Below are 21627 nucleotides of genomic sequence, written 5' to 3' on the forward strand. Positions count from 1 at the left end.
ATCGAACCCCTGTTTATAGAGTGAAAATCTATTGTCCTAACCACTGAACGAACGGGGCAACTTCCGCTCTCGCGTCGTTGCTACATAATAATAGTACCATCTTTTTTAAAAAATGTCAACAACTTTTTTATTTTTTTAAAACTTCCCACTCTTTCTCTTTAAATCCTATTAAAACCTTATCGTTTCCAATAACTAGAGGTCTTTTTACTAACATTCCGTTTGTTGAAAGTATCTCTAAAAGTTCATCTTCATTATTTTCAGCAACTTTCTCTTTCAAATTCATCTCTCTATAAAGAATACCACTTGTATTGAAGAATTTTTTTACAGGTAATCCACTTAACTCTAACCATTTTTTCAATTCATCTTTTGTTGGGTTATTTTCTACAATATGTCTAGCCTCAAAATCTACTCCATTTTCCTCTAACCATTTTCTAGCTTTAACGCAAGTTGAGCATTTAGGGTAATTTAAAAATAAATATCTCATAAGTATCCTCTCCTATTCTTTTTCATATAGCTTAACATTAAAAAAGAAAAAAGGGAAGAACATTCTTCCCTTTTTTTGTATACTATTATTTAGTTAAGGCTTTTTTTAACTCTTCAACTTTATTTACTCTTTCCCAAGGTAAATCTAAATCAGTTCTTCCGATATGTCCGAAAGCTGCTAAATCTTGGTAGTTAAAGTTTCCGCTTCTTAACTCTAAATCTCTTTCAATTCCTCTTGGTGTTAAATCAAATACATTTTGAACCGCTTCAGCTAATTTTATCTCTTCAACTTTTCCAGTTCCAAAAGTTTCAACTTTTACAGATGTAGGTTCTACTACTCCAATTGCATAAGAAAGTTGAACTTCACATTTGTCAGCTAAATCTGCCGCTACGATATTTTTTGCAACCCATCTAGCTGCATAGGCTGCTGATCTATCCACTTTTGAAGGATCTTTTCCAGAAAACGCTCCTCCACCATGTCTAAAGAATCCTCCGTAAGTATCTACGATTATTTTTCTTCCTGTTAATCCAGTATCTCCGTGTGGTCCTCCTATTACGAATCTTCCTGTTGGATTGATATGGTAATGCTTAACTTCTTCAGCATTTAAGTTGTACGCCTCTAATACTGGCTTTATTACTAACTCTTTTACATCGTGATGAATTTGCTCTTGAGTTACTTCTGGATTATGCTGAACTGAAACTACTACAGTGTCTACTCCTACAACAGCACCATTTTCATCATAAGCTAAAGTTACTTGTGATTTTGCATCTGGTCTAGCCCAAGCTAAATCCTTTGATCTTGTTAATCTTGTTAATTTTACGATAATCTCTCTTGCTAAAACTAAAGCTAATGGCATTAATTCTGGAGTTTCTTTTACTGCTCCTCCGAACATTATACCTTGATCTCCTGCTCCTCCAACATCTACTCCCATAGCGATATCAGGAGATTGCGAGTGAATTGCATTTAAAACTCCACAGTCAGAGTCAAATCCCATACCTTGCTTGTAACCAATTTCATCTATTTTATTTCTTACGATATCTTGAATATCGATATATGTTGTAGTTGTGATCTCTCCACCTACGATTACTTGACCAGTTGTACAGAATACTTCACAAGCAACTCTTGCTGCTGGATCATTTTTTATACATGCATCTAATACCGCATCCGATATTTGGTCTGCTATTTTGTCTGGATGTCCTGGTGATACACACTCTGAAGTAAAGTAAGTTAAATTTTTCATTTGTTCCTCCTAAGATTAATCAAAAGAGATAAAAAAAGCCTTTTATCTCTCCAGAAAGATAAAAGGCTAAATGCTCTTTATAGGTCATCTTTCTGGAATTAGCACCACACCTCTAAGGTAGGTTGCTGAAACGTCATAGGGCCAGTCCCTCAGTCTCTCTTGATGATTTTTTTGTTTTTGTTTTTTACTGCTAAATTATATCGTATTTGTATCTTTTAGTCAATACTTTTTTATTTTTTTTCTTCAATTAATGTTAAGTTTACCATCTTGTTGAATATTGTTGCAATATAATTAAGTTGAGAAAGTCTATTATTTTTTACAGCTTCATCTTTATCCATAACCATTATAGATTCGAAGTATCTATTGATGATATCTTCCGTTGACAGAATTACATTTAAGTATCCTATATAGTTTTTAGCCACTAGCATCTCTTCTGCATCTCTTGCAACTTCTTGTGATTTTTGGAACAACTCTTTCTCTATATCTTCAACTAAAAGATCAGAATTAACGATTACTCCTTCAAATCCTTTAGAGATATTTCCAACTCTTTTCATTAATGAAACTAAGTTATTGAAACTATCCATTTTTGTGAATTCATCTACAGCTTTTATTCTTAATAGAGTATCTACTAAATTATCAAAACTCTTATCTACAACTGCTGATACAATATCTTTTGAATATCCCATCTCAGTAAACACATTAAGTGCTCTTTGCTTGAAGAATTCCATAATTTCATTTATAACTTCAGCTTTATCTCTTTTTAAAACTGATGCAGCTTCTAAAGTATCTACCGCTCTTTCAACTAAAGCTTTTAAAGAGATATTTAAATTAGAATCTAAAATTATATTTACAATTCCTAATGCTGCTCTTCTTAAAGCAAATGGATCTTTAGAACCACTTGGGATAATTCCAACTCCGAAACATCCACAAAGAGTATCTACTCTATCAGATATTCCAGCCACTATTCCTTCAACACCTTTTGGTAATAAATCACCTTGATATCTTGGGTAGTAGTGTTCTTCGATTCCTTTAGCTACTAATTCAGACTCTCCAGATTTAAGTGCATAATCCGCTCCCATAAATCCTTGTAGTTTTGTAAACTCTTTTTCTCCAATCATATTAGATACTAAATCTGCTTTAGCTAAAAGAATTGTTCTTTCAATAGTTTCTCTTCTTGTTTCCATTCCGATAGCTTCTATTAAATAATCCGCAATTTTATTCGATCTCTCAATTTTGTTGTAAATTGTTCCTAAATCTTTTTGGAATACAACTTGCTTTAATTTTTCTACATTTTCAATTAAAGGTTTCTTTAAATCTTCGTGATAGAAGAATCTCGCATCAGCAAGTCTTGCTGATAAAACCTTCTCATTTCCTTTTCTTACATGCTCAGAATCCTCAATACCATTTCTAACAACAACGAACTTTGGTAATAATTTCCCTTCTAAATCCAAGATTGGGAAGTATCTTTGATGAACTTGCATAGATATTATTAGTACATCTTGAGGAACTTCTAAGAAGTCTGAGTTAAATGTTCCAACTATAGGGAATGGATATTCAACTAAGTTTGCAACCTCTTTTAATAGTTCTTCATCTATTAGAACTTGCTCTCCAGTTTCTTCACAATTCTCTTTTATAAGTTTTTTTATTAACTCTTTTCTCTCTTCAACATCTATAATAACGTTGTTTTCTTTAATTTTTTCGAAATACTCATCTATAGTTGAAATTTCGAAATTAGTTCCAAAGAATCTATGTCCTCTTGAAGAATTTCCACTTTTAATTCCCTCTATTTCAAAGTTTACTATCTCTTCATTTACTAAAGCTAAGAACCATTGAATTGGTCTAGCAAACTTTAATTTTTTCTCTCCCCATTTCATCGATTTTGGGAAATTAATCTCTAATACTAACTCTTTTAAAAGTTCTGAAAGAAGAGCCTTTGTAGATTCTCCTTTTAAGAATTTTCTTACAGCTATGTATTCACCTTTTGGAGTTTCAATAATCTCTAAATCAGTTGCTTCTACTCCTTGAGATTTAGCAAATCCTAATCCAGCTCTTGAAATCTCTCCATTTTCACCAAATGCAACTTGCTTTGCAGGACCCATATTTAAAATATCTAAATCCTCTTGAGTTTCAGCTAAACCTTCAACTAAAACAACAAGTCTTCTTGGTGTTCCAAAAGTTTTTATCTCTTCAAACTTTACTCTTTTATCATTTAATTTACCTTCTAAATTCTCTTTCATCTCTTTTAGAGTTTGAACAAGGAATCTTGCAGGTAGTTCTTCCATCCCTATTTCAAAAAGTAATCTCACTTTCTATTCCTCCTCTTTTTTCCTTTTACTTCTTTTTTAGTAAAGGATATCCTAGTTCTTTTCTATTTTGTACAAATACCTCTGCACATCTTTTAGCTAGGTTTCTAACTCTTAAAATATAAGCCATTCTCTCAGTTGTAGAGATTGCTCCTCTTGAGTCAAGAACGTTGAATGTGTGAGAACATTTTAAAACATAGTCATATGCCGGCATTACTAAGTTTTCATTTAGTGCTCTATCAGCTTCCTTCTCATAGTCATCAAACCATTTAAAATGATTTTCTAAATCTGCTACTTCAAATGAATATTTAGAGTTTTCATACTCATATTGGTATCTCATATCTCCATATTTGATTCCTGGAGCCCACTCTAAATCATAAACATTCTCTTTATTTTGAATGTATAGTGCTAATCTTTCTAGTCCATATGTTATCTCAACCGGAACAACATCTAACTCTAATCCTCCAACTTGTTGGAAATATGTGAATTGAGTTACTTCCATTCCATCTAACCATACTTCCCATCCTAATCCCCAAGCTCCTAAAGTTGGTGATTCCCAATCGTCTTCTACAAAACGTATATCATGCTTTAAAGGATCAATCCCTAAAACTTTTAACGATTCTAAGTATAACTCTTGAATATTATCTGGTGATGGTTTCATTATAACTTGGAATTGATGATGTTGATAAACCCTGTTTGGGTTCTCTCCATATCTTCCATCCTTTGGTCTTCTTGATGGCTCAACATATGCTATATTCCAAGGCTCTGGTCCTAAAGACATTAAAAATGTATTTGGGTTAAATGTTCCAGCTCCTGTTTCTATATCGTATGGATTTCCAATGATACACCCTTTTGAACTCCAATACTGTTGAAGAGCAAATATCATCTCTTGAAATGTCATTTCACTTCCTCCTAATTTCTCTTTTTGCTTTTACTTTCTAATAAGCTATCTATTATTATTAGAATAACTCCTATATTTATCCAAACATCCGCTAAATTGAATACAAATACCCATATTCCTCTAAAGTCGATCATATCAATAACAAAACCTCTACATATTCTATCGATTATATTACCAATTGCTCCACCTAAAATAAACGAGTACCCTAACTTTTCAACAACCGAAAACTTCTCTCTATTTTTGTAAAAATAAAACCCTAGTCCAAATATCACAACAACTGTAAGTATAGAGATTATATCTAATTTCCCTTGAAACATTCCAAAAGCTATCCCTCTATTTTTTACATATGTTAGATGGAAAAAGTTCCCAATTACGGGGAACGTTTCTCCTTCTATTAACCAAGTGTCTATTTCATATTTTGAGATTTGATCTAGAAAAACTAATACAAATATTATCCCTATATATAACACAGCTCACCTCTTTGAATAATTAATCAACTAGTGCCGATGTACATCTTGGACAGATTGTTTCGTGCTCAGGGTTAGTTCCTAACTCTGTTGAGTACTTCCAACATCTTTCACATTTTTCTCCATCTGCATGCTCTACTTTTACAAATAAAGCTTCTTGCTCCTCACCTTTTACGAATGAATCATCTTTTTCATTAGCAATTACTAATTGAGAAACTATGAATACCTCTTCTAAAATCTCTTTATTCTCTTGTAAGAACTTCTCTAAATCTGCATCTGCTGTATTTAATATAACTTTTGCATCTAAAGAGTTTCCTATTATTTTATTTTCACCTTGTCTTGCTAACTCTAAAGTTTTGTTTACATCTTTTCTAAGTTTAGCAATCTCTTCCCACTTCGTATCTAACTCATCATTTAAGTATTGATCGTTGTTTGCATACCAGTCAGTTAATAGTACTGACTCAGAATCTTTTAATGACTCTGGTAATGTTTCCCAGATCTCTTCTGCAGTGAATGATAGGATTGGTGCAACCATTTTAGTTAAAGTTACTAAAACTTCTGACATTACTGTTTGAGCTGCTCTTCTCTCTTTTGAATCCGCTTTCTCTGTATATAATCTATCTTTGATTATATCAAGGTAGAATGCTGACATATCGATTCCTGAGAAGTAGTGAATCTCTTGGAACAGATTGTAGAACTCATACTTTTCATATGACTCTGTTACTGTTCTCTTTAATCTCTCTAACTTATTTAATGCCCACTTATCGATTTCCATTAAATCCTCATATGCTACTGCATCTGTTGCTGGATTGAAATCTGCTGAGTTTCCTAAGATATATCTAGCTGTATTTCTTACTCTTCTGTAAGCTTCTGCCATTTGCTTTAAGATGTTATCAGAGATTTTTACATCTTCGCTGTAATCTACTGAAGCACACCATAATCTTAATATATCTGCTCCGTAAACTTTGATTACATCTTGAGGTGCAACAACGTTTCCTACAGATTTAGACATCTTTTTCCCTTCACCATCATTTACAAATCCGTGAGTTAATAACATCTTAAATGGAGCATCTCCTGTTGATCCAACAGATGTTAATAGAGATGTTTGGAACCATCCTCTATGTTGATCTGATCCCTCTAAGTATAGATCAGCTGGTCTATGAAGTCCCTCTCTAGTTTCTAATACAGATCTATGAGAAACACCTGAATCGAACCAAACGTCCATTATGTTTGTTTCTTTTCTTAACTCTAAACCTTTTAAGTTATATTTTACTAAAAGCTCTTCTCCGATTAACTCTTCTGCTGAGTATTTAACCCAAGCTGCAGATCCTTCAGTTTTTACTATTCCAATAACTCTATCTAAAATCTCTCTTTCGAAAATCTCTTTTCCAGTTACTTCATTATAGAATACAGGAATTGGTACTCCCCAAGTTCTTTGTCTCGAGATACACCAGTCAGGTCTTGTCTCTAACATTGAACCAATTCTATTTCTTCCCCATTCAGGAACAAACTTAACATCATCTAATGCTTTTAAAGCCTTTTCTCTTAAATCAGACCCTTCACATCTAATGAACCATTGCTCAGTTGCTCTAAATATTACTGGAGTTTTTGATCTCCAATCGTGTGGATAAGAGTGCTCAAACTCTTTGTAACTTAACAGATGTCCTGTTTCTGTTAAATGTTCAGCTATAACTTTGTTTGCTTTTTTATAGAATAATCCAGCAAATTGTCCAGCTTCTTCAGTTAAAACTCCTTTGTTATTGATTGGAGAGATAATTGGTAATCCGTATCTAACTCCTACAACATAGTCATCTTGACCGTGTCCTGGTGCTGTATGTACTACTCCTGTACCTGCTTCTGCAGTTACGTGAGTTCCTAAAACAACTTTTCCAGTTCTATCTAAGAATGGGTGCTTATAAGTTAAGTTTTCTAAGTCTGCTCCTACGAACTCTTTTACTAGCTCTACTTCTTTTACTCCCATATCAAGGAATGCTTTATCAGCTAAAACTTTTGCTAAGATTAAGTTTCCTTTTTCTGTTTTGTATATTCCGTACTCAAACTCTCCGTTTAATGCTATTCCAGTGTTCGCTGGTAAAGTCCATGGAGTTGTTGTCCAGATAACTAAATAAAGTGATTCAGTCATTCCTAACTTTTCCATAATCTCTTCGTTAGCTTCCATCTTTACGTAGATCGATGGAGAAACGTGATTTTTATACTCAATTTCTGCTTCCGCTAAAGCTGTTTCTGTAACTGGAGACCAGTAAATTGGCTTTAATCCTTTGAATATATATCCATTTTCATAAAGTTCTCCAAATACTTCTAATTGCTTTGCTTCATACTCTGGGTTTAAAGTTAGGTATGGATTATCCCATTCCCCTAAAATTCCTAATCTTTGGAATCCTTCTTTTTGAACTTCTACCCATTTCTTAGCGTACTCTGTACACTTCTCTCTAATTTCAAGAGGTGACATCTCTTTCATTTTAGCGCCTAACTCTTCACTAACTTTTAACTCGATTGGTAATCCATGAGTATCCCATCCAGGTACATAAGGTACTGAATATCCAGATAATCTTTTATACTTTAAAATAATATCTTTTAAGATTTTATTTAAAGCATGACCAATATGAATTCCACCGTTAGCGTATGGAGGTCCATCGTGAAGTATAAATGTTTTACTCCCCTTTTCTAATCCCTTTTCATAAATTTTTTGATCATCCCATTTTTTTAAGATGTTTGGTTCCTTCGTTGGTAAGTTCGCCCTCATTTGGAAACTTGTTTTCGGAAGGTTTAACGTTTTACCGTAATCTCTTTCTTCCATTAGACTTCCTCCTTATATGCATTTAATGTTATTTTTACTTCTGTACTATTCCCCTCTTCTGAGAAGTGTTTAATTACTCCACCATGATCTTTGATTATCTTATGAACAAAGAATAATCCAAGCCCTAATGTTTGAGGCGAATAACTTACAAATGGTTCATATATATCCTCTAATTGCTTAAATGACATTCCGTCCCCATTATCAATAATTTTCAACTCTATTTTTTCATTAATTCTTCTTTTCGATAGAATAATATCTATTCTTCTGTTGTTCTTTTTATTTAAAAGAGCATTACATGCGTTATCTATAAGCTCCTTAATAACTTTTTCAAGTTGTTTTCTGCTTCCTAATACACTACCTGTCGTAGCATTGAAAAACGAAACAGAGATATTTTCACTTTTAAATTTTTTACTATAATCTGCTATAGCTTCATTTATAACTTTATCTAAACAAACCCGCTCATATATAACTTCTTTCTCTTCAGAATAGAATTTCAAAGATTCATTATCCTCTTTAATTCTAGTTAAATATGGCTTTATTGTTGTTAATTCTTCTATTATTTTTTCATCTGGATTTTCAGAGTCTACACACTTTAAAAGTTTGTCTACAACCTCTCCACGTAATCTCAAAAATCTTGTAGCTAGCTTCTCAATTGTCATCACTCTTTGACTCTCTAAAGTATCTAACACGATTTCTTTATTATTAATTCCTATTGAGAAGTTCATCGAAAGTAGATTTAATAATTCTAACTCTTCTTGGTTTATACGAACATCTTTTGTATAGTTATCTACAAGAATAACTCCTGAAAACTTTCCAGCTCCATGAATTGGAAATATAAAGAAATTCTTTAAACCAACAGCTTTTAGAACATCATTACCTAAATCATACTTATATCCGTCATCATTTTTATATATAATTTTTTGTTCTCTAAAAGATTTCGCTAATAAACTTTCATTATTTATTGGAACTTTTGTAAATAGGATTAACTCTTTTAAATTTTTCAATTGGAATTTAAATCCTTTTCTACTTTCCTCTTTTAGGGTTCTATTGATAGATATTTCCTCTCCAATTAAATAGTCATTTTCTCTACTATATCTAAAGTACATAGCTCTACTATATCCAAGCCCTACTTCCGATGTAAATCCATTAACTAATTTTTTGATAGTTTTAAACGTATCTTGCTCTATATTCATTCCCATTAAAAGTTTATCTATAGCTTCAATTTTTTCAATATTTCTTACAAGCTCTTTATTTTGAAGAGTTAGATCCTCTTGTGCTACGTTCAACTTTTCGATCATCTCTTTAAAAGATATTGATAAAGTTCTTATCTCACCTTGTCCAACAACTTTTATGTCCTCAACTTTTTCTCCGTTTGAAATCTTATCAGCTAAGTCAGCTATTTGACTAAGGGGTAGCAATAATTTTCTAAATACTTTGCTCGAAACGGTTGAACTTATTATCATTATTAGTAAAACTAATATTCCTATATAGATAGCTGTCATAAGTTTTTCCTCAGTCAATTTTTCTTTTGAAAGGGATATAACAAAACTTCCTAAATAACTATCATTATAACCTATTAAATTATAAATTCCTACATAATATGATAAACCATTTATCTTTTTATTCAAATAATAATTTTTATAATCTTTTCTCAAAATCTCTCTATAAGTTCTGTGTGAAAAAAAGAATTTTGCTTGAAGTTCAGATTTATCAGAACTATTAGTCACAAAATAAATCTTATCTTTCGATCCTAATTCTAATCCTTCTGTTAACGAAGTTAAAAAATCCCTATTAATTGGAACTGAAACAACCAAGTAATATGTTATATCTTCAGTTCCATACGGGATTACTACTCTTCCATAGATTTTCCCTTGAACTTCTGCTAAATAATATCCTAATTCTTCAAACTCTTTCTTAGTTGATGTCTCAAGTAAGATATGAATATTATCCTCTGTTAGAGTCCCTAAGTTCCCTTTATTTCCATACTCTGCCAAAAGTTCTCCTTCAGAGGAGATTATAGTTATTACCGAATTATAATAATTTCTAAAATCCTCTTTCAGAAGGTTGTATTTCAACATCTCAGCAACTCTTTGGTTGCCTTCATTTATTCTATATTTTGCAATCTCTTTATAGACATCATTTCGAATCTCACCAAAATATGATTTATAGTTTCCCATAAGAAGATTCATTTTATTTTTAGTTGTATCCTCTACCCTTTGTTCCATGTCTTGAAAGGATGTTAATATTACAACTACAGCAATTAAAATTGAGGTTAAAAATATTGCTATATCATTGTAAAAAATTATTTTTATCAACAATGAATTTTTTTTTATTCTCATCCTCTAAATCCCCTTTTTAGTAAGTCCTACTCTTTCCCTCTCTCTATCAATATCTTTTATCTTAACTTTTATAATCTGTCCAACAGCAAGAACTTTGCTAGGATCATCTATAAACTTGTCTGATATTTCAGAAATATGAAGTAAAGCGTCATTTTTTAAACCTATATCTATAAAGGCACCAAATTTAACAACGTTTCTTACAGTTCCCTCTAATTCCATTCCTGGTTGAAGGTTGTCTATTTTTAAAATGTCTGATTTTAATATCGGTTTTTGAATACTATCTCTAGGGTCTCTTCTCTCTTTAACTAAGGCGTCAAAGATATCCTTTACAGTTTCATATCCATATCCATTTTCCTGTGCAAATTTTGCATAATCAAATCCTAATAAAATCTCCTTAGCTTTTGCTAAATCACTTTCATATTCATTTAAAGATAAATTTACACATTTCAATATTTGCTGAGCTATTCCGTATGATTCAGGATGTATTATTGTGTTATCTAAAGGATTTTCACCTTCAAGTATAATTAAGAATCCTGCCATCTGCTCATAAGCTTTCGCTCCTAATCCTTTAACTTTTAAAAGTTGTTTTCTATTTTTAAAGTTTCCATTTTCTCTTCTGAAATCCACTATGCTTTTCGCAACACTTTTTTTAACTCCAGATACATATGATAAAAGTGCCCACGAAGCTGTATTTACATTTACTCCAACATTATTTACAACAAGTTGAATAACTTCCTCTAACGATAAATCAAGTCTTTTTTGATTAACATCGTGCTGGTACATTCCAACTCCAATGGATTTTGGATCTATTTTAACCAACTCTGCTAACGGATCTTGAATTCTTCTTCCGATAGAGATTGCTCCTCTAACCGTTACATCTAAATCAGGAAACTCTTCAACTGCAATTTTTGAAGCCGAATATATCGAAGCACCAGCTTCGTTTCCAATTAAGTATTTCACATCAGAGTCTACAGTTTTTAAAACCTCTGCTACAAAGCTCTCTGTTTCTCTTGAAGCTGTTCCATTTCCTATAACAATGATATCGATATTATATTTTTTTATAAAATCTTTCATTTTTTTCTCTGCATCTTTAAGCTGATTTTCATGATGCATCTCTTTAACTAAATAGAAAACAGTATTCTCTCTAAAGAATCCATCCTTATCTATAATAGCTACCTTACATCCTGTTCTATACCCTGGATCTAAGGCCAATATATTCTTTTCATGTAGAGGTGGTTGCATTAAAAGGTTTTTTAAATTTTCTTTAAATACCAATATCGCTTCATCCTCTGCTTTTTCAGTTAATATATTTCTAACTTCTCTTTCAATAGAAGGTAAAATTAGTCTATCTAAAGCATCTATTACAATCTCTTTATGAAGACCATTCAACTCTTTATTTTTGAAATCTTTTAATAGGTATCTTTCAACGCTCTCTCTATCTTTCTCTTCAAAATTTAAAGAAACCGCTAATATACCTTCATTTTCTCCTCTATTTAAAGCTAAAACTCTATGAGATAAGGCCTTACTTACAGGTTCTGTATACTCGTAGTAATCTTTGTATATCTGTTTTGCATCTAACTCTTCAGCTTTTTTAGTTTTTTTAGCAACTATCAAAGCTTTTTTTAGCATATCCTCTCTTAATCTCTCTCTATACTCCAAAGTTTCAGATAGATTTTGAGCGACAATCAATTTTGCTCCCTCAATAGCTTTTTCTATACTTTCAACCTCTTCTGTTATATAAGCCTGACTTTCCTGCTCAAGCTCATTCAACGAATTTAGTGTATAAATTTTTTCAGATAAAGGTTCTAATCCTTGCTCTTTTGCTACGTCTGCTTTTGTTTTTCTTTTCTTTTTGTAAGGGAAATAAATATCCTCTACTGTTTGAAGTTTTTCTGCTGAATTTATCTGTAACTTCAGTTCATCAGTTAACTTCCCTTGCTCTTCAATTAATCTGATAACCTCTTCTTTTCTTATTTCTAAGTTTCTAAGATAAGTTATCGACTCAGATATTTTTAAAATATTTGTTTCATCTAAATTTCCAGTAACTTCTTTTCTATATCTTGCAATAAACGGAACTGTTGCTCCCTCATCTAAAAGTTTTACCGTATTAGTGATCTGCTCAACATTTAATCCTGTTTCCTTTGCAATTCTATTAAAGAGTGTATCCATTAATCCATCTCCTTTTCATAGTTGAATTTACCTTGTATTATACCATATTTTAATAATCAATGTCTAACACAAACAGAAAAAAAGGTGCCTTTTCAGGCACCTAAATTTATGCAATTAGTTTTTCTTTGCAGCTTCGAACTTTGCCCAAACTCCAGCTTTGTCTAATAAAGACTTAACTGTTCTTGTAGGTTGTGCTCCGTTCATAAGGAACTTAACGATTTCCTCTTCTTTAAGAGTTACTTTTCCTTCTTCTAATGGATAGTAGTTTCCTAAGTAAGCTACTGCCTTTCCATCTCTTCTTGATAAAGCTTCCATTGCAGCTATTCTGTATACAGGTCTCTTTTTGCTTCCCATTCTAGTTAATCTTAATTTTAACATTTAAAATCACTTCTCCTTCTTATATTTCTATTTTTTTATTTTTGGTATCTCTATATTTCTATTTAAAATGGAAACTTCATTCCACCTTTTCTTCCGCCCATTCCAGGAAGTTGTGGGAACTTTCCAGTTGAGAACATCTTCATCATCTCTCTCATCTGTTCAAATTGCTTCAATAATTTATTTACATCCGCTACGTCTGTTCCACTACCCTTAGCTATTCTTTGTTTACGACTAGCTTTTAATATCTCTGGCTTTTTTCTTTCCTCTTTAGTCATCGATTGAATAATGGCTTCGACCTTTTTCATCTCTTTTTCAGCTGGTGCTAAATCTCCAATTTGACCCATACCTGGAATCATTTTCAAGATACTTCCTAGCGAACCTAACTTTTTAATATTTTGTAACTGCTTTAAGAAATCATCTAAGTCAAACTTTTGAGTTCTGATTTTTTCTTCAAGAGACTTTGCATCCTCTTCTCCGATTGCTTCTTGAGCCTTTTCAACTAAAGAAACAACATCTCCCATTCCTAAAATTCTTGATGCCAATCTTTCAGGATGGAAAAGTTCTAAATCATCTATTTTCTCTCCAGTTCCAACAAATTTAATTGGTTTTCCAACTACTGATTTTACTGATAACGCAGCTCCACCTCTTGTATCTCCATCAAACTTTGTAAGTACCACTCCATCAATGCTCAGTGCATTGTTAAATGATTGTGCAAGATTTACAGCATCTTGTCCTATCATTGCATCCACTACTAAAAGAATCTCTTGAGGTCTAACAACTTTCTTAACCTCTTTTAACTCCTCCATCAGCTTCTCATCTATATGTAATCTACCAGCAGTATCTATTATTAAATACGTTGCTCCAGATTCTTTAGCTTTTTGTAAACCTCTTTCACAAATTCCTACTGCATCGTTACTTCCAATTTCAAAGTAAACTTCTGCTCCTATTTGTTGAGCTAAAACCTCTAATTGCTTCATAGCTGCAGGCCTATATATATCTGCTCCTATTAAGAAAGGTTTTTCACCTTGTTTTTTCAAGTATTTTGCTAACTTTCCTGCAAATGTTGTTTTTCCCGCTCCTTGAAGACCGGCTAACATAACTACAGTTGGGTTCTTAGCACTTTTTGTAAGCCTTGAGTTAGTTCCTCCTAAAAGTTCAATTAACTCATCGTTTACTATTTTTATAAATTGTTGTCCAGGATTAATCCCTGTTAAAACTTCTGCTCCAACAGCTTTTTCTTGGATTTTCGCAACAAACTCTTTAACAACTTTGTAGTTTACATCGGCCTCTAGTAAAGACATTCTAACTTCACGTAAAGCCTCTTTTATATTACTTTCGCTTAGTTTTCCATGACCTCTTACTTTTTTCATTATGTCTTGGAATCTATTTCCTAAATTTTCTAACATGGCCACCCCTACTAAAAGTTTTTTTCGATTATCTCTTCTAGCTTTTCAAGTTTAAAATCTTTTTTCAACTCTTTTAGCTGTGATAGTAATTCTAAATCTCTCTTATAAAATCCTATCTTCTCTTCATAATCTCTTAAAATTTTTATTCCTCTTCTTATGTTATCATAGACAGCTTGTCTAGTTACATTATACTTCTTTCCAATCTCGCTAAGAGAAAGGTCTTCCTCGAAGTGCTCTAACAAATATTCTTTTTGTCTATCACTTAAAAGATTACTATAATAGTCAAGCAGAATAGAGACTTCTAACATCTCATTCAATTCCATAATATCACCAACATATTATATCCATTCTTATATTTTTTGTCAAGCATTTTTTCTTTACAAAACTTTAAGTTTTTTTACACTTCTCTCTATGCTATAATTTAAACAAATACAAAGTTTATGAGGTGATTTAGTGAATTTAAAAAATCATATTAAAAATATAATTTTAAATATAGATAACGGGAGTGGAGTTATTTCTGAAGAAGTTATTCAAAACACTCCTGAAAGAATTGAACTCTTTTATAAAGAAATTTTTTCTGGTCTTTCTATAGACCCATACAAATTCCTAGAAAGAAAATTCCCTGTTAAAAGCAACGATCTAATAATTGAAAAAGATGTTACTTTTTACTCTATGTGCGAACATCATTTTCTTCCTTTTTTTGGAAAGATATCTATAGGATATATTCCAAACGGAGAAATCGTAGGCTTCGGAGATATTATAAAAGTTATCGAGACCTACGCTAAAAGACCTCAACTCCAAGAAAGACTGTGTGAAGAGATTGCAGAAACAATCTATAAAGGCATTAATTGCCAAGGCGTTTATGTTCTTATAGAAGCAGAGCATACTTGCATGACTATGAGAGGGGTTAAAGCATTAGGGTCTAAAGCAATAACAACATCTTCTAAAGGTATTTTTAATGAAAATAGCAATCTTAAAAATGAATTTCTTAATCTAATAAAATAACAGGAGTAAAATATGGATAAAATATATATTGAAAATTTAGAATTTATTGGTAACCACGGTGTTTTCCCAGAAGAAAAATTTCTTCAACAAAAATTTACAATCTCTGTAGAGATGGAAACTTCTACTAGAAAAGCTGGAGTAGGTGATGATTTAAATCACTCTACTCACTACGGTTTTGTATCTGAAGATATTGAAAAAGTATTTTTTTCCAAATCCTTTGATTTAATCGAAGCTCTTGCTGAAGCGATTGCAAAAGAGATTTTAATAAAATACAATTTAATTAAAACCGTTAAAGTTACAGTAAAAAAACCTTGGGCACCTATTAGAAAACATTTTGATTTTGTTGCAGTAGAGATAACTCGTTCTAGAAATAAAGCTTATCTTTCAATAGGTACAAACATCGGTAATTTAAAAGAAAATTTAGAAAATGCTATAGAGCTAATCAACAAATTGGAGTATACATCTGTAACAAAAATAAGCTCACTTTTAGAAACAGAACCTTTCGGTGATGTTATTCAAGATAATTTTTTAAATGCTTGCTTAGAAATAGAGACCCTATTCACACCTCAAGAACTTTTAAAAGAGTTATTGAGTATAGAACTAGAGTTAGGAAGAGTTAGAGAAATTAAGTGGGGGCCTAGAATTATCGATTTAGATATTCTTCTGTTTAATGATTTGATTATACAAGATGAAAATTTAGCTATTCCTCACCCTTGGATGTGTGAACGTTCTTTTGTTTTAGATCCTTTATCTGAAATTGCTCCTAATATAGTTCACCCATTAGAAAAAAAATATATATCAACACTTAAAAGAGATCTAGATAAATCTAGATAAGGAGGAGTTTTATGATTTTTTCATCATTAGGAAAAATATTTTCTTTAGAAAACAAAACATTAATTATGGGAATTTTGAATGTTACTCCAGATTCATTCTCAGACGGCGGTAAATTTGATTCTGTCAATTTGGCATTTGAACATGCTAAAAAACTGATATCAGAAGGTGCTGATATCATAGATATCGGTGGACAATCAACAAGACCCGGACATATCGAAGTAGATTTAGAAACAGAAATTAATCGAGTAGTTCCTATCATAGAAAAGATCTCAAAAGAACTTGATTGTATAATTTCAATTGATACTTACAGATACGAAGTTGCCGAAGCTGCTATAAAAGCTGGAGCTCACATTATAAATGACGTTTGGGGATTACAAAGAGATAACGGTGAAATGGCAAAAGTTGCAGCTAAATATGATTGTGTTGTAATCGCTATGCACAATCAAGACTCTAAAATCTACGACACCGACATCATATTATCTATGAAGAAATTTTTTAATAAAACTTTTAAAATTGCAGAAGAAAATGGTTTAAATATAAATAAAATTATTATAGATCCAGGAATCGGCTTCGGAAAAGGATATGAAGAGAATATCAGTGTCTTAAATAGGCTAAACGAGCTTTCTTTTATTGCCCCTATTTTACTTGGCGTATCTAAAAAAGGCTTCATTGGAAAAGATTTAACTCTTTCTCCTGATGAAAGAGTTGAAGGAACAATTGCAGTCAATACTCTCGGAATTTCAAAAGGAGCTAAAATTATTCGAGTTCACAATGTTTTAGAACATTATAAAGCTCTTTCTATCTTGGATAAAATTATCTACCAAAATATATAGAAACTGTAAAAAAGGGAGAAAATCTCCCTTTTTTTATCAATAATTATAAAAATAACTCCCACCAATAAACTCTTTTAGTATTGATTCATCCGGAACATATCTCTCTGATATCGTCGTAAAATAACTCAGCATCCGAAGAAGTCTTCTAGCTTCTTCATAATGAGGACTTGATATTTTTATTTTTATTAACTCTCTCTCCACCGCTGGTTTTAAAACTCCTATCTCATATGCTAAACTTGTATCAAATATAACATCTGCATTCTCTTGATATGGAAATATATTCTTACTCTCTCCTCTACGAACTCTATCCCACATTTCCAACGTTTCTTCTGCATCAAAATTCCTTGAAATACTATCTCTAACAATTCTTCGCATTTTTCTAACAACACTTGTTTTTATACGATTGTGGGAATCTATATTAAGTTGTGTTAAACAGCTTATATATATTTTAAAAATATGATTTTGAGCTATTCCTTCAATAAGACTATCATTTAAGCCGTGTATACCTTCTAAAATAACCAAATTATCTTTTGAAATCCTTGCTAATTCACCTTTCTCTTTCCTTTTTCCAGAGCTAAAGTCATATCTTGGTATCTCCACCTCTCTTCCAAGCATCAAATCTTTCAAATTTCTATTTAAAAGTTCAACATCTAGAGCTTTCAAAGTTTCAAAATCTTTTTTTCCATCCTCATCTAACGGAATCAAATCTCTATTTTTATAATAATCATCTAAAGAAATCATCAAAGGTTTTATTTCAGATGCCATTAGATGAAGCTTCAATCTATTACTAAATGTTGTTTTCCCAGATGAACTTGGTCCAGCTATCGTAACTATCTTGATATCTCTGTCTTCTAATATTTTTTCCGCTATTTTTGTTATCTTTGTATCGTGCAAAGTTTCATTAACTCTTATAAGTCCAACTATATCTCCACTCAAATTAATTCTATTCAAACTTCCAACACACGAAACTTCCATTATATCATTCCATTTAGAACTCTCTTTGTAAACTTTAGCTAGCTTTCTATCATCAATCATCGGTGGTATTTGTATAACCCCATTTATCTCTTTCGGAGTTTTAAATATAAACCCTTCATCATATGAATATAGCTCAAACAAATCTACACAATATGTATTATCATAAAGTTCTTCTATAAAATAACTTTTATATCCATCTAATTCGTACATAAAAAACGAAATTATTCCAGTTGTTTCTAATAACTCCTTTAAATCTAGTCGTACATTTTCTAAATTATTTTTTGTTATACGCTCTGATGTAAAATGCATTTTCTTTATCGGTTTTCCTTCTAAAACAATCTCATTCATTCTAGATTCAATTTTTTTAAGTTCCTCTTCTGAAACATAATCTCTTCCATTAATAGTTATATATACTCCATTATTTAAAGAATTTCTAAAAGTTAATTCATATTCAGGATAAATATCATTTATAGCTTTTAATAATACTAATTTAGATGTTAAATGGTATTTTCTACTCTCAAATCGTTCCATGATTCCCTCCTTTTAATAACATTAAAATAAAAATAACTCTAAAATAGTATTTAACTAAATTTAGAGTTATCCTTTTTATATTTTTAATTTTTTTCAATCAAATGACAAGCATAGAAATGTCCTGGTGAAATCTCTCTCAGTATTGGCGTTGTGTTTCCACATTCTGGAACAGCCATAGGACATCTTTTTCTAAATCTACACCCCACTCCTGGGTTTACTGGTGAAGTTATTTCTCCTTTCAATCTCTCCCTATTCATTTTGTGCTTTAAACTTGGAACAGGAATCGCCGACAATAAAGCCTTAGTATATGGATGCACCGGATTTTTGAATAACTCCTTCGCAGGAGCTTTTTCTACTAATTCCCCAAGGTACATTACTGCTATATCATCCGAGAAATGTTTTACAACCGATAGATCGTGAGTTATAAACATATATGTAAGTCCAAACTCCTCTTGTAAGTCCTTCATTAAGTTCAACACTTGAGCTTGAATAGATACATCAAGAGCTGAAACAGGCTCATCACAAACTATAAATTTAGGATTTAATGCAAGTGCTCTTGCTATTCCTATTCTCTGTCTTCTTCCTCCATCTAGCTCATGAGGATAAGTATTTGTTAGTCTTTCACTTAAACCTACCGTTTCCATAAGTTTAGATACTTTCTCTTCTAACTCTTTTTTATTCTTACACTTTTTATGTATTATTAAGGGCTCTGCTATAATCTCACTTACAGTCATTCTCGGATTTAGTGAAGCGTATGGATCTTGGAATATTATTTGCATCTCTTCTCTCAATTTAACCATTTCAGCTTTTCCATACTCTCTTATATTCTTACCTTCAAATAGAATCTCTCCATCTGTCGCTTCAAGAAGCCTCAAAACAACCCTTCCAGTTGTCGATTTTCCACAACCAGACTCTCCTACAACTCCTAAAGTTTTTCCCCTTTCAATAGAGAACGTAACTCCATCAACTGCATGTAGCAACCCTTTTGGTGTATTAAAATATTTTTTTAGGTTTTTTACCTCTAGTATTTTATCTGCCATTTCTTCCCCCTTGTAACTCAGGTACGTTTATTATACCTTCATAAGCTAAGCATTTAACTTTATGTCCATTATCATCAAAAGTTCTTGGACTTCTTTTTGAGCACTCATCTTGTGCATGTGGACATCTCGGGTGGAATCTGCATCCCGTTGGTAAATTTGTCGGATCAGGCATCAATCCTTTTATTGGTCTTAATCTAGTTACCTCTTCATCTAAGTTAGGTATTGAGTCAAACAATCCATGAGTGTATGGATGCTTTGGATTTTCAAAAATTTCATATAAAGTTCCTGATTCTACAATCTCTCCTGCATACATTATCGCTACTTTATCACACACTTGAGCAACTACTCCTAAATCATGCGTTATTAAAATCATTGATGTTTTTAATTTTTCTTTTAAATCGTTCATCAAGTCTAGCACTTGTGCCTGAATCGTAACATCTAGAGCTGTCGTAGGTTCATCCGCTATTAAAAGTTTTGGATTACATGCCAAGGCAATAGCAATTACAACCCTTTGCTTCATTCCTCCCGAGAATTGGTGTGGATAATCATTCAATCTATTTCCTGGAATTCCTACTAATTCCAACATCTCACTTGCTTTTTCCATCGCATCTTTTGTTGAAAGCTTTTCATGTATCTGAATAACTTCAGCTATTTGATCTCCAACAGTTAAAACTGGATTTAAAGATGTCATCGGATCTTGGAAAATCATACTTATCTGTCTTCCTCTTATAGCTCTCATATCCTCTTCAGAAACTGTAAGTAGATTTCTTCCTTGGAAGAAAATCTCTCCTGACAAAATTTTTCCAGGTGGATTTGGAACCAGTCTCATTATTCCTAGTGCTGTTGTACTTTTTCCAGCTCCAGTTTCTCCAACTAATCCTAATGTTTCTCCTTCATTTAATTCGATTTCCAAGTCTGTAACTGCTAAAACTTTCTCATCATTTGTTTCATAGTTTATAGATAAATTTTTTATATTTAATAATTTTTCCATTACGTTCATCTCCCCCACTGTAATTATTGTTTTAATCTCGGATCTAATGCATCTCTCAATCCATCTCCTAAAAGGTTTAGTGATAGAATTGTTATCATGATTGATACTCCTGGGAATGTAGTTACCCACCATGCATATCTCAGGTATTGTCTACCTCCTGATAGCATTGATCCCCACTCTGGTGCTGGTGGTTGGATTCCTAATCCTATAAAGCTCAATCCTGCTGTCGATAATATTGCATTAGCAACCCCTAAAGTTCCTTGTACAATTACAGGTGCTAAAGAGTTAGGAATAATATGTCTGAATATTATTCTTGCGTCACTTGCTCCAATCGCTCTTGCTGCTTCGATAAACTCTTGATCTCTTATTGATAGAACAGATGCTCTTACTATTCTAGCATATCTAGGTATCGAAGAGATACTTACAGCTATCATTAAATTTAATAAATTCGGTCCTAGTGCTGATACAATTGCAATTGCTAATAATATACTAGGTACTGCTAAGAAAATATCCATTACTCTCATTATAATATTATCTAATTTACCACCATAATATCCTGCAATGGCTCCTAAAAATCCACCTGCAATTATAGCAATCCCTACAGCTAATATTCCAACTTTTAACGATACTCTAGCTCCATGAACTAATCTTGCAAAAATATCTCTTCCAAACTCATCCGTTCCTAACCAATGAGTTGATGAAGGAGGTTTTAATCTCATTCTTAAATTTTGCTTTATAACAACTTGATCATAGTTAGCTATTTGATCTGCAAATAACGCAAGTAAAACTATTATAACCAATATAACTAAACCAAACAATGCCATCTTATTTCTTTTTAAATTTTTCCATAATTCAGCCCATTGACTTCTTTTTTTCCCAATATTTTCATTTTTTGTAGTAGTCTCCACTTTAT

General features: G+C 32.0%; 18 protein-coding genes and 1 riboswitch. Of the genes, 3 read left to right on the forward strand and 15 right to left on the reverse strand.

Annotated features, from left to right (window positions below; translation table 11 throughout):
- Nucleotides 1-127 precede the first annotated feature (127 nt).
- The 11 genes from L988_RS05470 to ylxM all read right to left on the reverse strand — a co-directional run bounded on the left by L988_RS05470 (nucleotide 128) and on the right by ylxM (nucleotide 14828).
- Nucleotides 128-484: an arsenate reductase family protein gene (locus L988_RS05470; protein WP_047382390.1), complete on the reverse strand. Its 357-nt coding sequence runs from the start codon at nucleotides 482-484 to the stop codon at nucleotides 128-130.
- Between the two features lie 85 nt (nucleotides 485-569).
- Nucleotides 570-1724 (reverse strand): methionine adenosyltransferase, encoded by a 1155-nt coding sequence (metK, locus tag L988_RS05475; RefSeq protein WP_047382392.1) that lies wholly within the window; start codon nucleotides 1722-1724, stop codon nucleotides 570-572.
- An 81-nt stretch (nucleotides 1725-1805) separates the two neighbouring features.
- A riboswitch (SAM riboswitch) is annotated at nucleotides 1806-1893 on the reverse strand.
- 61 nt (nucleotides 1894-1954) lie between these two features.
- Nucleotides 1955-4030 carry a glycine--tRNA ligase subunit beta gene (glyS, locus tag L988_RS05480; RefSeq protein ID WP_047382393.1) on the reverse strand — a complete coding sequence of 692 codons (2076 nt, stop codon included), beginning with the start codon at nucleotides 4028-4030 and terminating at the stop codon, nucleotides 1955-1957.
- A 25-nt stretch (nucleotides 4031-4055) separates the two neighbouring features.
- Nucleotides 4056-4928 (reverse strand): glycine--tRNA ligase subunit alpha, encoded by an 873-nt coding sequence (glyQ, locus tag L988_RS05485; RefSeq protein ID WP_047382395.1) that lies wholly within the window; start codon nucleotides 4926-4928, stop codon nucleotides 4056-4058.
- A gap of 11 nt (nucleotides 4929-4939) precedes the next feature.
- A complete protein-coding gene (gene lspA / locus L988_RS05490) occupies nucleotides 4940-5398 on the reverse strand; it encodes a signal peptidase II (protein WP_047382398.1) in 459 nt (152 codons plus the stop codon).
- A gap of 19 nt (nucleotides 5399-5417) precedes the next feature.
- Nucleotides 5418-8213 (reverse strand): isoleucine--tRNA ligase, encoded by a 2796-nt coding sequence (ileS, locus tag L988_RS05495; RefSeq protein ID WP_047382400.1) that lies wholly within the window; start codon nucleotides 8211-8213, stop codon nucleotides 5418-5420.
- Nucleotides 8213-10552: an ATP-binding protein gene (locus L988_RS05500; RefSeq protein WP_047382401.1), complete on the reverse strand. Its 2340-nt coding sequence runs from the start codon at nucleotides 10550-10552 to the stop codon at nucleotides 8213-8215. The genes ileS and L988_RS05500 overlap by 1 nt, the downstream gene beginning before the upstream one ends.
- A 3-nt stretch (nucleotides 10553-10555) precedes the next feature.
- Nucleotides 10556-12721 (reverse strand): Tex family protein, encoded by a 2166-nt coding sequence (locus tag L988_RS05505; protein WP_047382403.1) that lies wholly within the window; start codon nucleotides 12719-12721, stop codon nucleotides 10556-10558.
- Between the two features lie 114 nt (nucleotides 12722-12835).
- Complete coding sequence (gene rpsP / locus L988_RS05510; protein WP_023051405.1) at nucleotides 12836-13099, reverse strand: 30S ribosomal protein S16; 264 nt, start codon at nucleotides 13097-13099, stop codon at nucleotides 12836-12838.
- A gap of 62 nt (nucleotides 13100-13161) precedes the next feature.
- Nucleotides 13162-14505, reverse strand: coding sequence for a signal recognition particle protein (ffh, locus tag L988_RS05515; protein ID WP_047382405.1), 1344 nt, complete (start codon nucleotides 14503-14505; stop codon nucleotides 13162-13164).
- 11 nt (nucleotides 14506-14516) lie between these two features.
- Complete coding sequence (gene ylxM / locus L988_RS05520) at nucleotides 14517-14828, reverse strand: YlxM family DNA-binding protein (protein ID WP_047382407.1); 312 nt, start codon at nucleotides 14826-14828, stop codon at nucleotides 14517-14519.
- A gap of 148 nt (nucleotides 14829-14976) precedes the next feature.
- Between ylxM and folE the strand changes: the two genes are divergently transcribed.
- The 3 genes from folE to folP are packed head-to-tail and all read left to right on the forward strand — an operon-like array spanning nucleotide 14977 to nucleotide 17177.
- Nucleotides 14977-15510, forward strand: a complete 534-nt coding sequence (folE, locus tag L988_RS05525) for a GTP cyclohydrolase I (RefSeq protein WP_369797070.1) — start codon at nucleotides 14977-14979, stop codon at nucleotides 15508-15510.
- Between the two features lie 12 nt (nucleotides 15511-15522).
- Nucleotides 15523-16344, forward strand: coding sequence for a 2-amino-4-hydroxy-6-hydroxymethyldihydropteridine diphosphokinase (folK, locus tag L988_RS05530; protein WP_047382411.1), 822 nt, complete (start codon nucleotides 15523-15525; stop codon nucleotides 16342-16344).
- 11 nt (nucleotides 16345-16355) lie between these two features.
- The gene (gene folP, locus L988_RS05535) at nucleotides 16356-17177 is read left to right on the forward strand and encodes a dihydropteroate synthase (RefSeq protein WP_047382412.1); all 822 of its coding nucleotides are present in this window, start codon (nucleotides 16356-16358) and stop codon (nucleotides 17175-17177) included.
- A 36-nt stretch (nucleotides 17178-17213) separates the two neighbouring features.
- On the opposite strand, the gene L988_RS05540 is transcribed toward folP, so the two are convergent.
- The 4 genes from L988_RS05540 to nikC all read right to left on the reverse strand — a co-directional run bounded on the left by L988_RS05540 (nucleotide 17214) and on the right by nikC (nucleotide 21622).
- Nucleotides 17214-18683 carry a uridine kinase gene (locus L988_RS05540; RefSeq protein ID WP_047382414.1) on the reverse strand — a complete coding sequence of 490 codons (1470 nt, stop codon included), beginning with the start codon at nucleotides 18681-18683 and terminating at the stop codon, nucleotides 17214-17216.
- An 83-nt stretch (nucleotides 18684-18766) separates the two neighbouring features.
- Nucleotides 18767-19723 (reverse strand): ABC transporter ATP-binding protein, encoded by a 957-nt coding sequence (locus tag L988_RS05545; RefSeq protein WP_047382416.1) that lies wholly within the window; start codon nucleotides 19721-19723, stop codon nucleotides 18767-18769.
- Nucleotides 19713-20714, reverse strand: coding sequence for an ABC transporter ATP-binding protein (locus tag L988_RS05550; protein ID WP_047382417.1), 1002 nt, complete (start codon nucleotides 20712-20714; stop codon nucleotides 19713-19715). The genes L988_RS05545 and L988_RS05550 overlap by 11 nt, the downstream gene beginning before the upstream one ends.
- A 23-nt stretch (nucleotides 20715-20737) precedes the next feature.
- Nucleotides 20738-21622 (reverse strand): nickel transporter permease, encoded by an 885-nt coding sequence (gene nikC, locus L988_RS05555; RefSeq protein ID WP_047382419.1) that lies wholly within the window; start codon nucleotides 21620-21622, stop codon nucleotides 20738-20740.
- Nucleotides 21623-21627 lie beyond the last annotated feature (5 nt).

Source organism: Cetobacterium sp. ZWU0022 (assembly GCF_000800875.1).
Taxonomy (GTDB): domain Bacteria; phylum Fusobacteriota; class Fusobacteriia; order Fusobacteriales; family Fusobacteriaceae; genus Cetobacterium_A.

Bases quoted from the DNA above. Each gene is read 5' to 3' on its own strand.
- glyQ (WP_047382395.1), bottom strand. From the start codon at position 4,928: ATGACATTTCAAGAGATGATATTTGCTCTTCAACAGTATTGGAGTTCA.
- ylxM (WP_047382407.1), bottom strand. From the start codon at position 14,828: ATGGAATTGAATGAGATGTTAGAAGTCTCTATTCTGCTTGACTATTAT.
- L988_RS05540 (WP_047382414.1), bottom strand. From the start codon at position 18,683: ATGGAACGATTTGAGAGTAGAAAATACCATTTAACATCTAAATTAGTA.
- L988_RS05545 (WP_047382416.1), bottom strand. From the start codon at position 19,723: ATGGCAGATAAAATACTAGAGGTAAAAAACCTAAAAAAATATTTTAAT.
- L988_RS05500 (WP_047382401.1), bottom strand. From the start codon at position 10,552: ATGAGAATAAAAAAAAATTCATTGTTGATAAAAATAATTTTTTACAAT.
- ileS (WP_047382400.1), bottom strand. From the start codon at position 8,213: ATGGAAGAAAGAGATTACGGTAAAACGTTAAACCTTCCGAAAACAAGT.
- folP (WP_047382412.1), top strand. From the start codon at position 16,356: ATGATTTTTTCATCATTAGGAAAAATATTTTCTTTAGAAAACAAAACA.
- L988_RS05505 (WP_047382403.1), bottom strand. From the start codon at position 12,721: ATGGATACACTCTTTAATAGAATTGCAAAGGAAACAGGATTAAATGTT.
- folK (WP_047382411.1), top strand. From the start codon at position 15,523: ATGGATAAAATATATATTGAAAATTTAGAATTTATTGGTAACCACGGT.
- L988_RS05550 (WP_047382417.1), bottom strand. From the start codon at position 20,714: ATGGAAAAATTATTAAATATAAAAAATTTATCTATAAACTATGAAACA.
- metK (WP_047382392.1), bottom strand. From the start codon at position 1,724: ATGAAAAATTTAACTTACTTTACTTCAGAGTGTGTATCACCAGGACAT.
- L988_RS05470 (WP_047382390.1), bottom strand. From the start codon at position 484: ATGAGATATTTATTTTTAAATTACCCTAAATGCTCAACTTGCGTTAAA.
- ffh (WP_047382405.1), bottom strand. From the start codon at position 14,505: ATGTTAGAAAATTTAGGAAATAGATTCCAAGACATAATGAAAAAAGTA.
- rpsP (WP_023051405.1), bottom strand. From the start codon at position 13,099: ATGTTAAAATTAAGATTAACTAGAATGGGAAGCAAAAAGAGACCTGTA.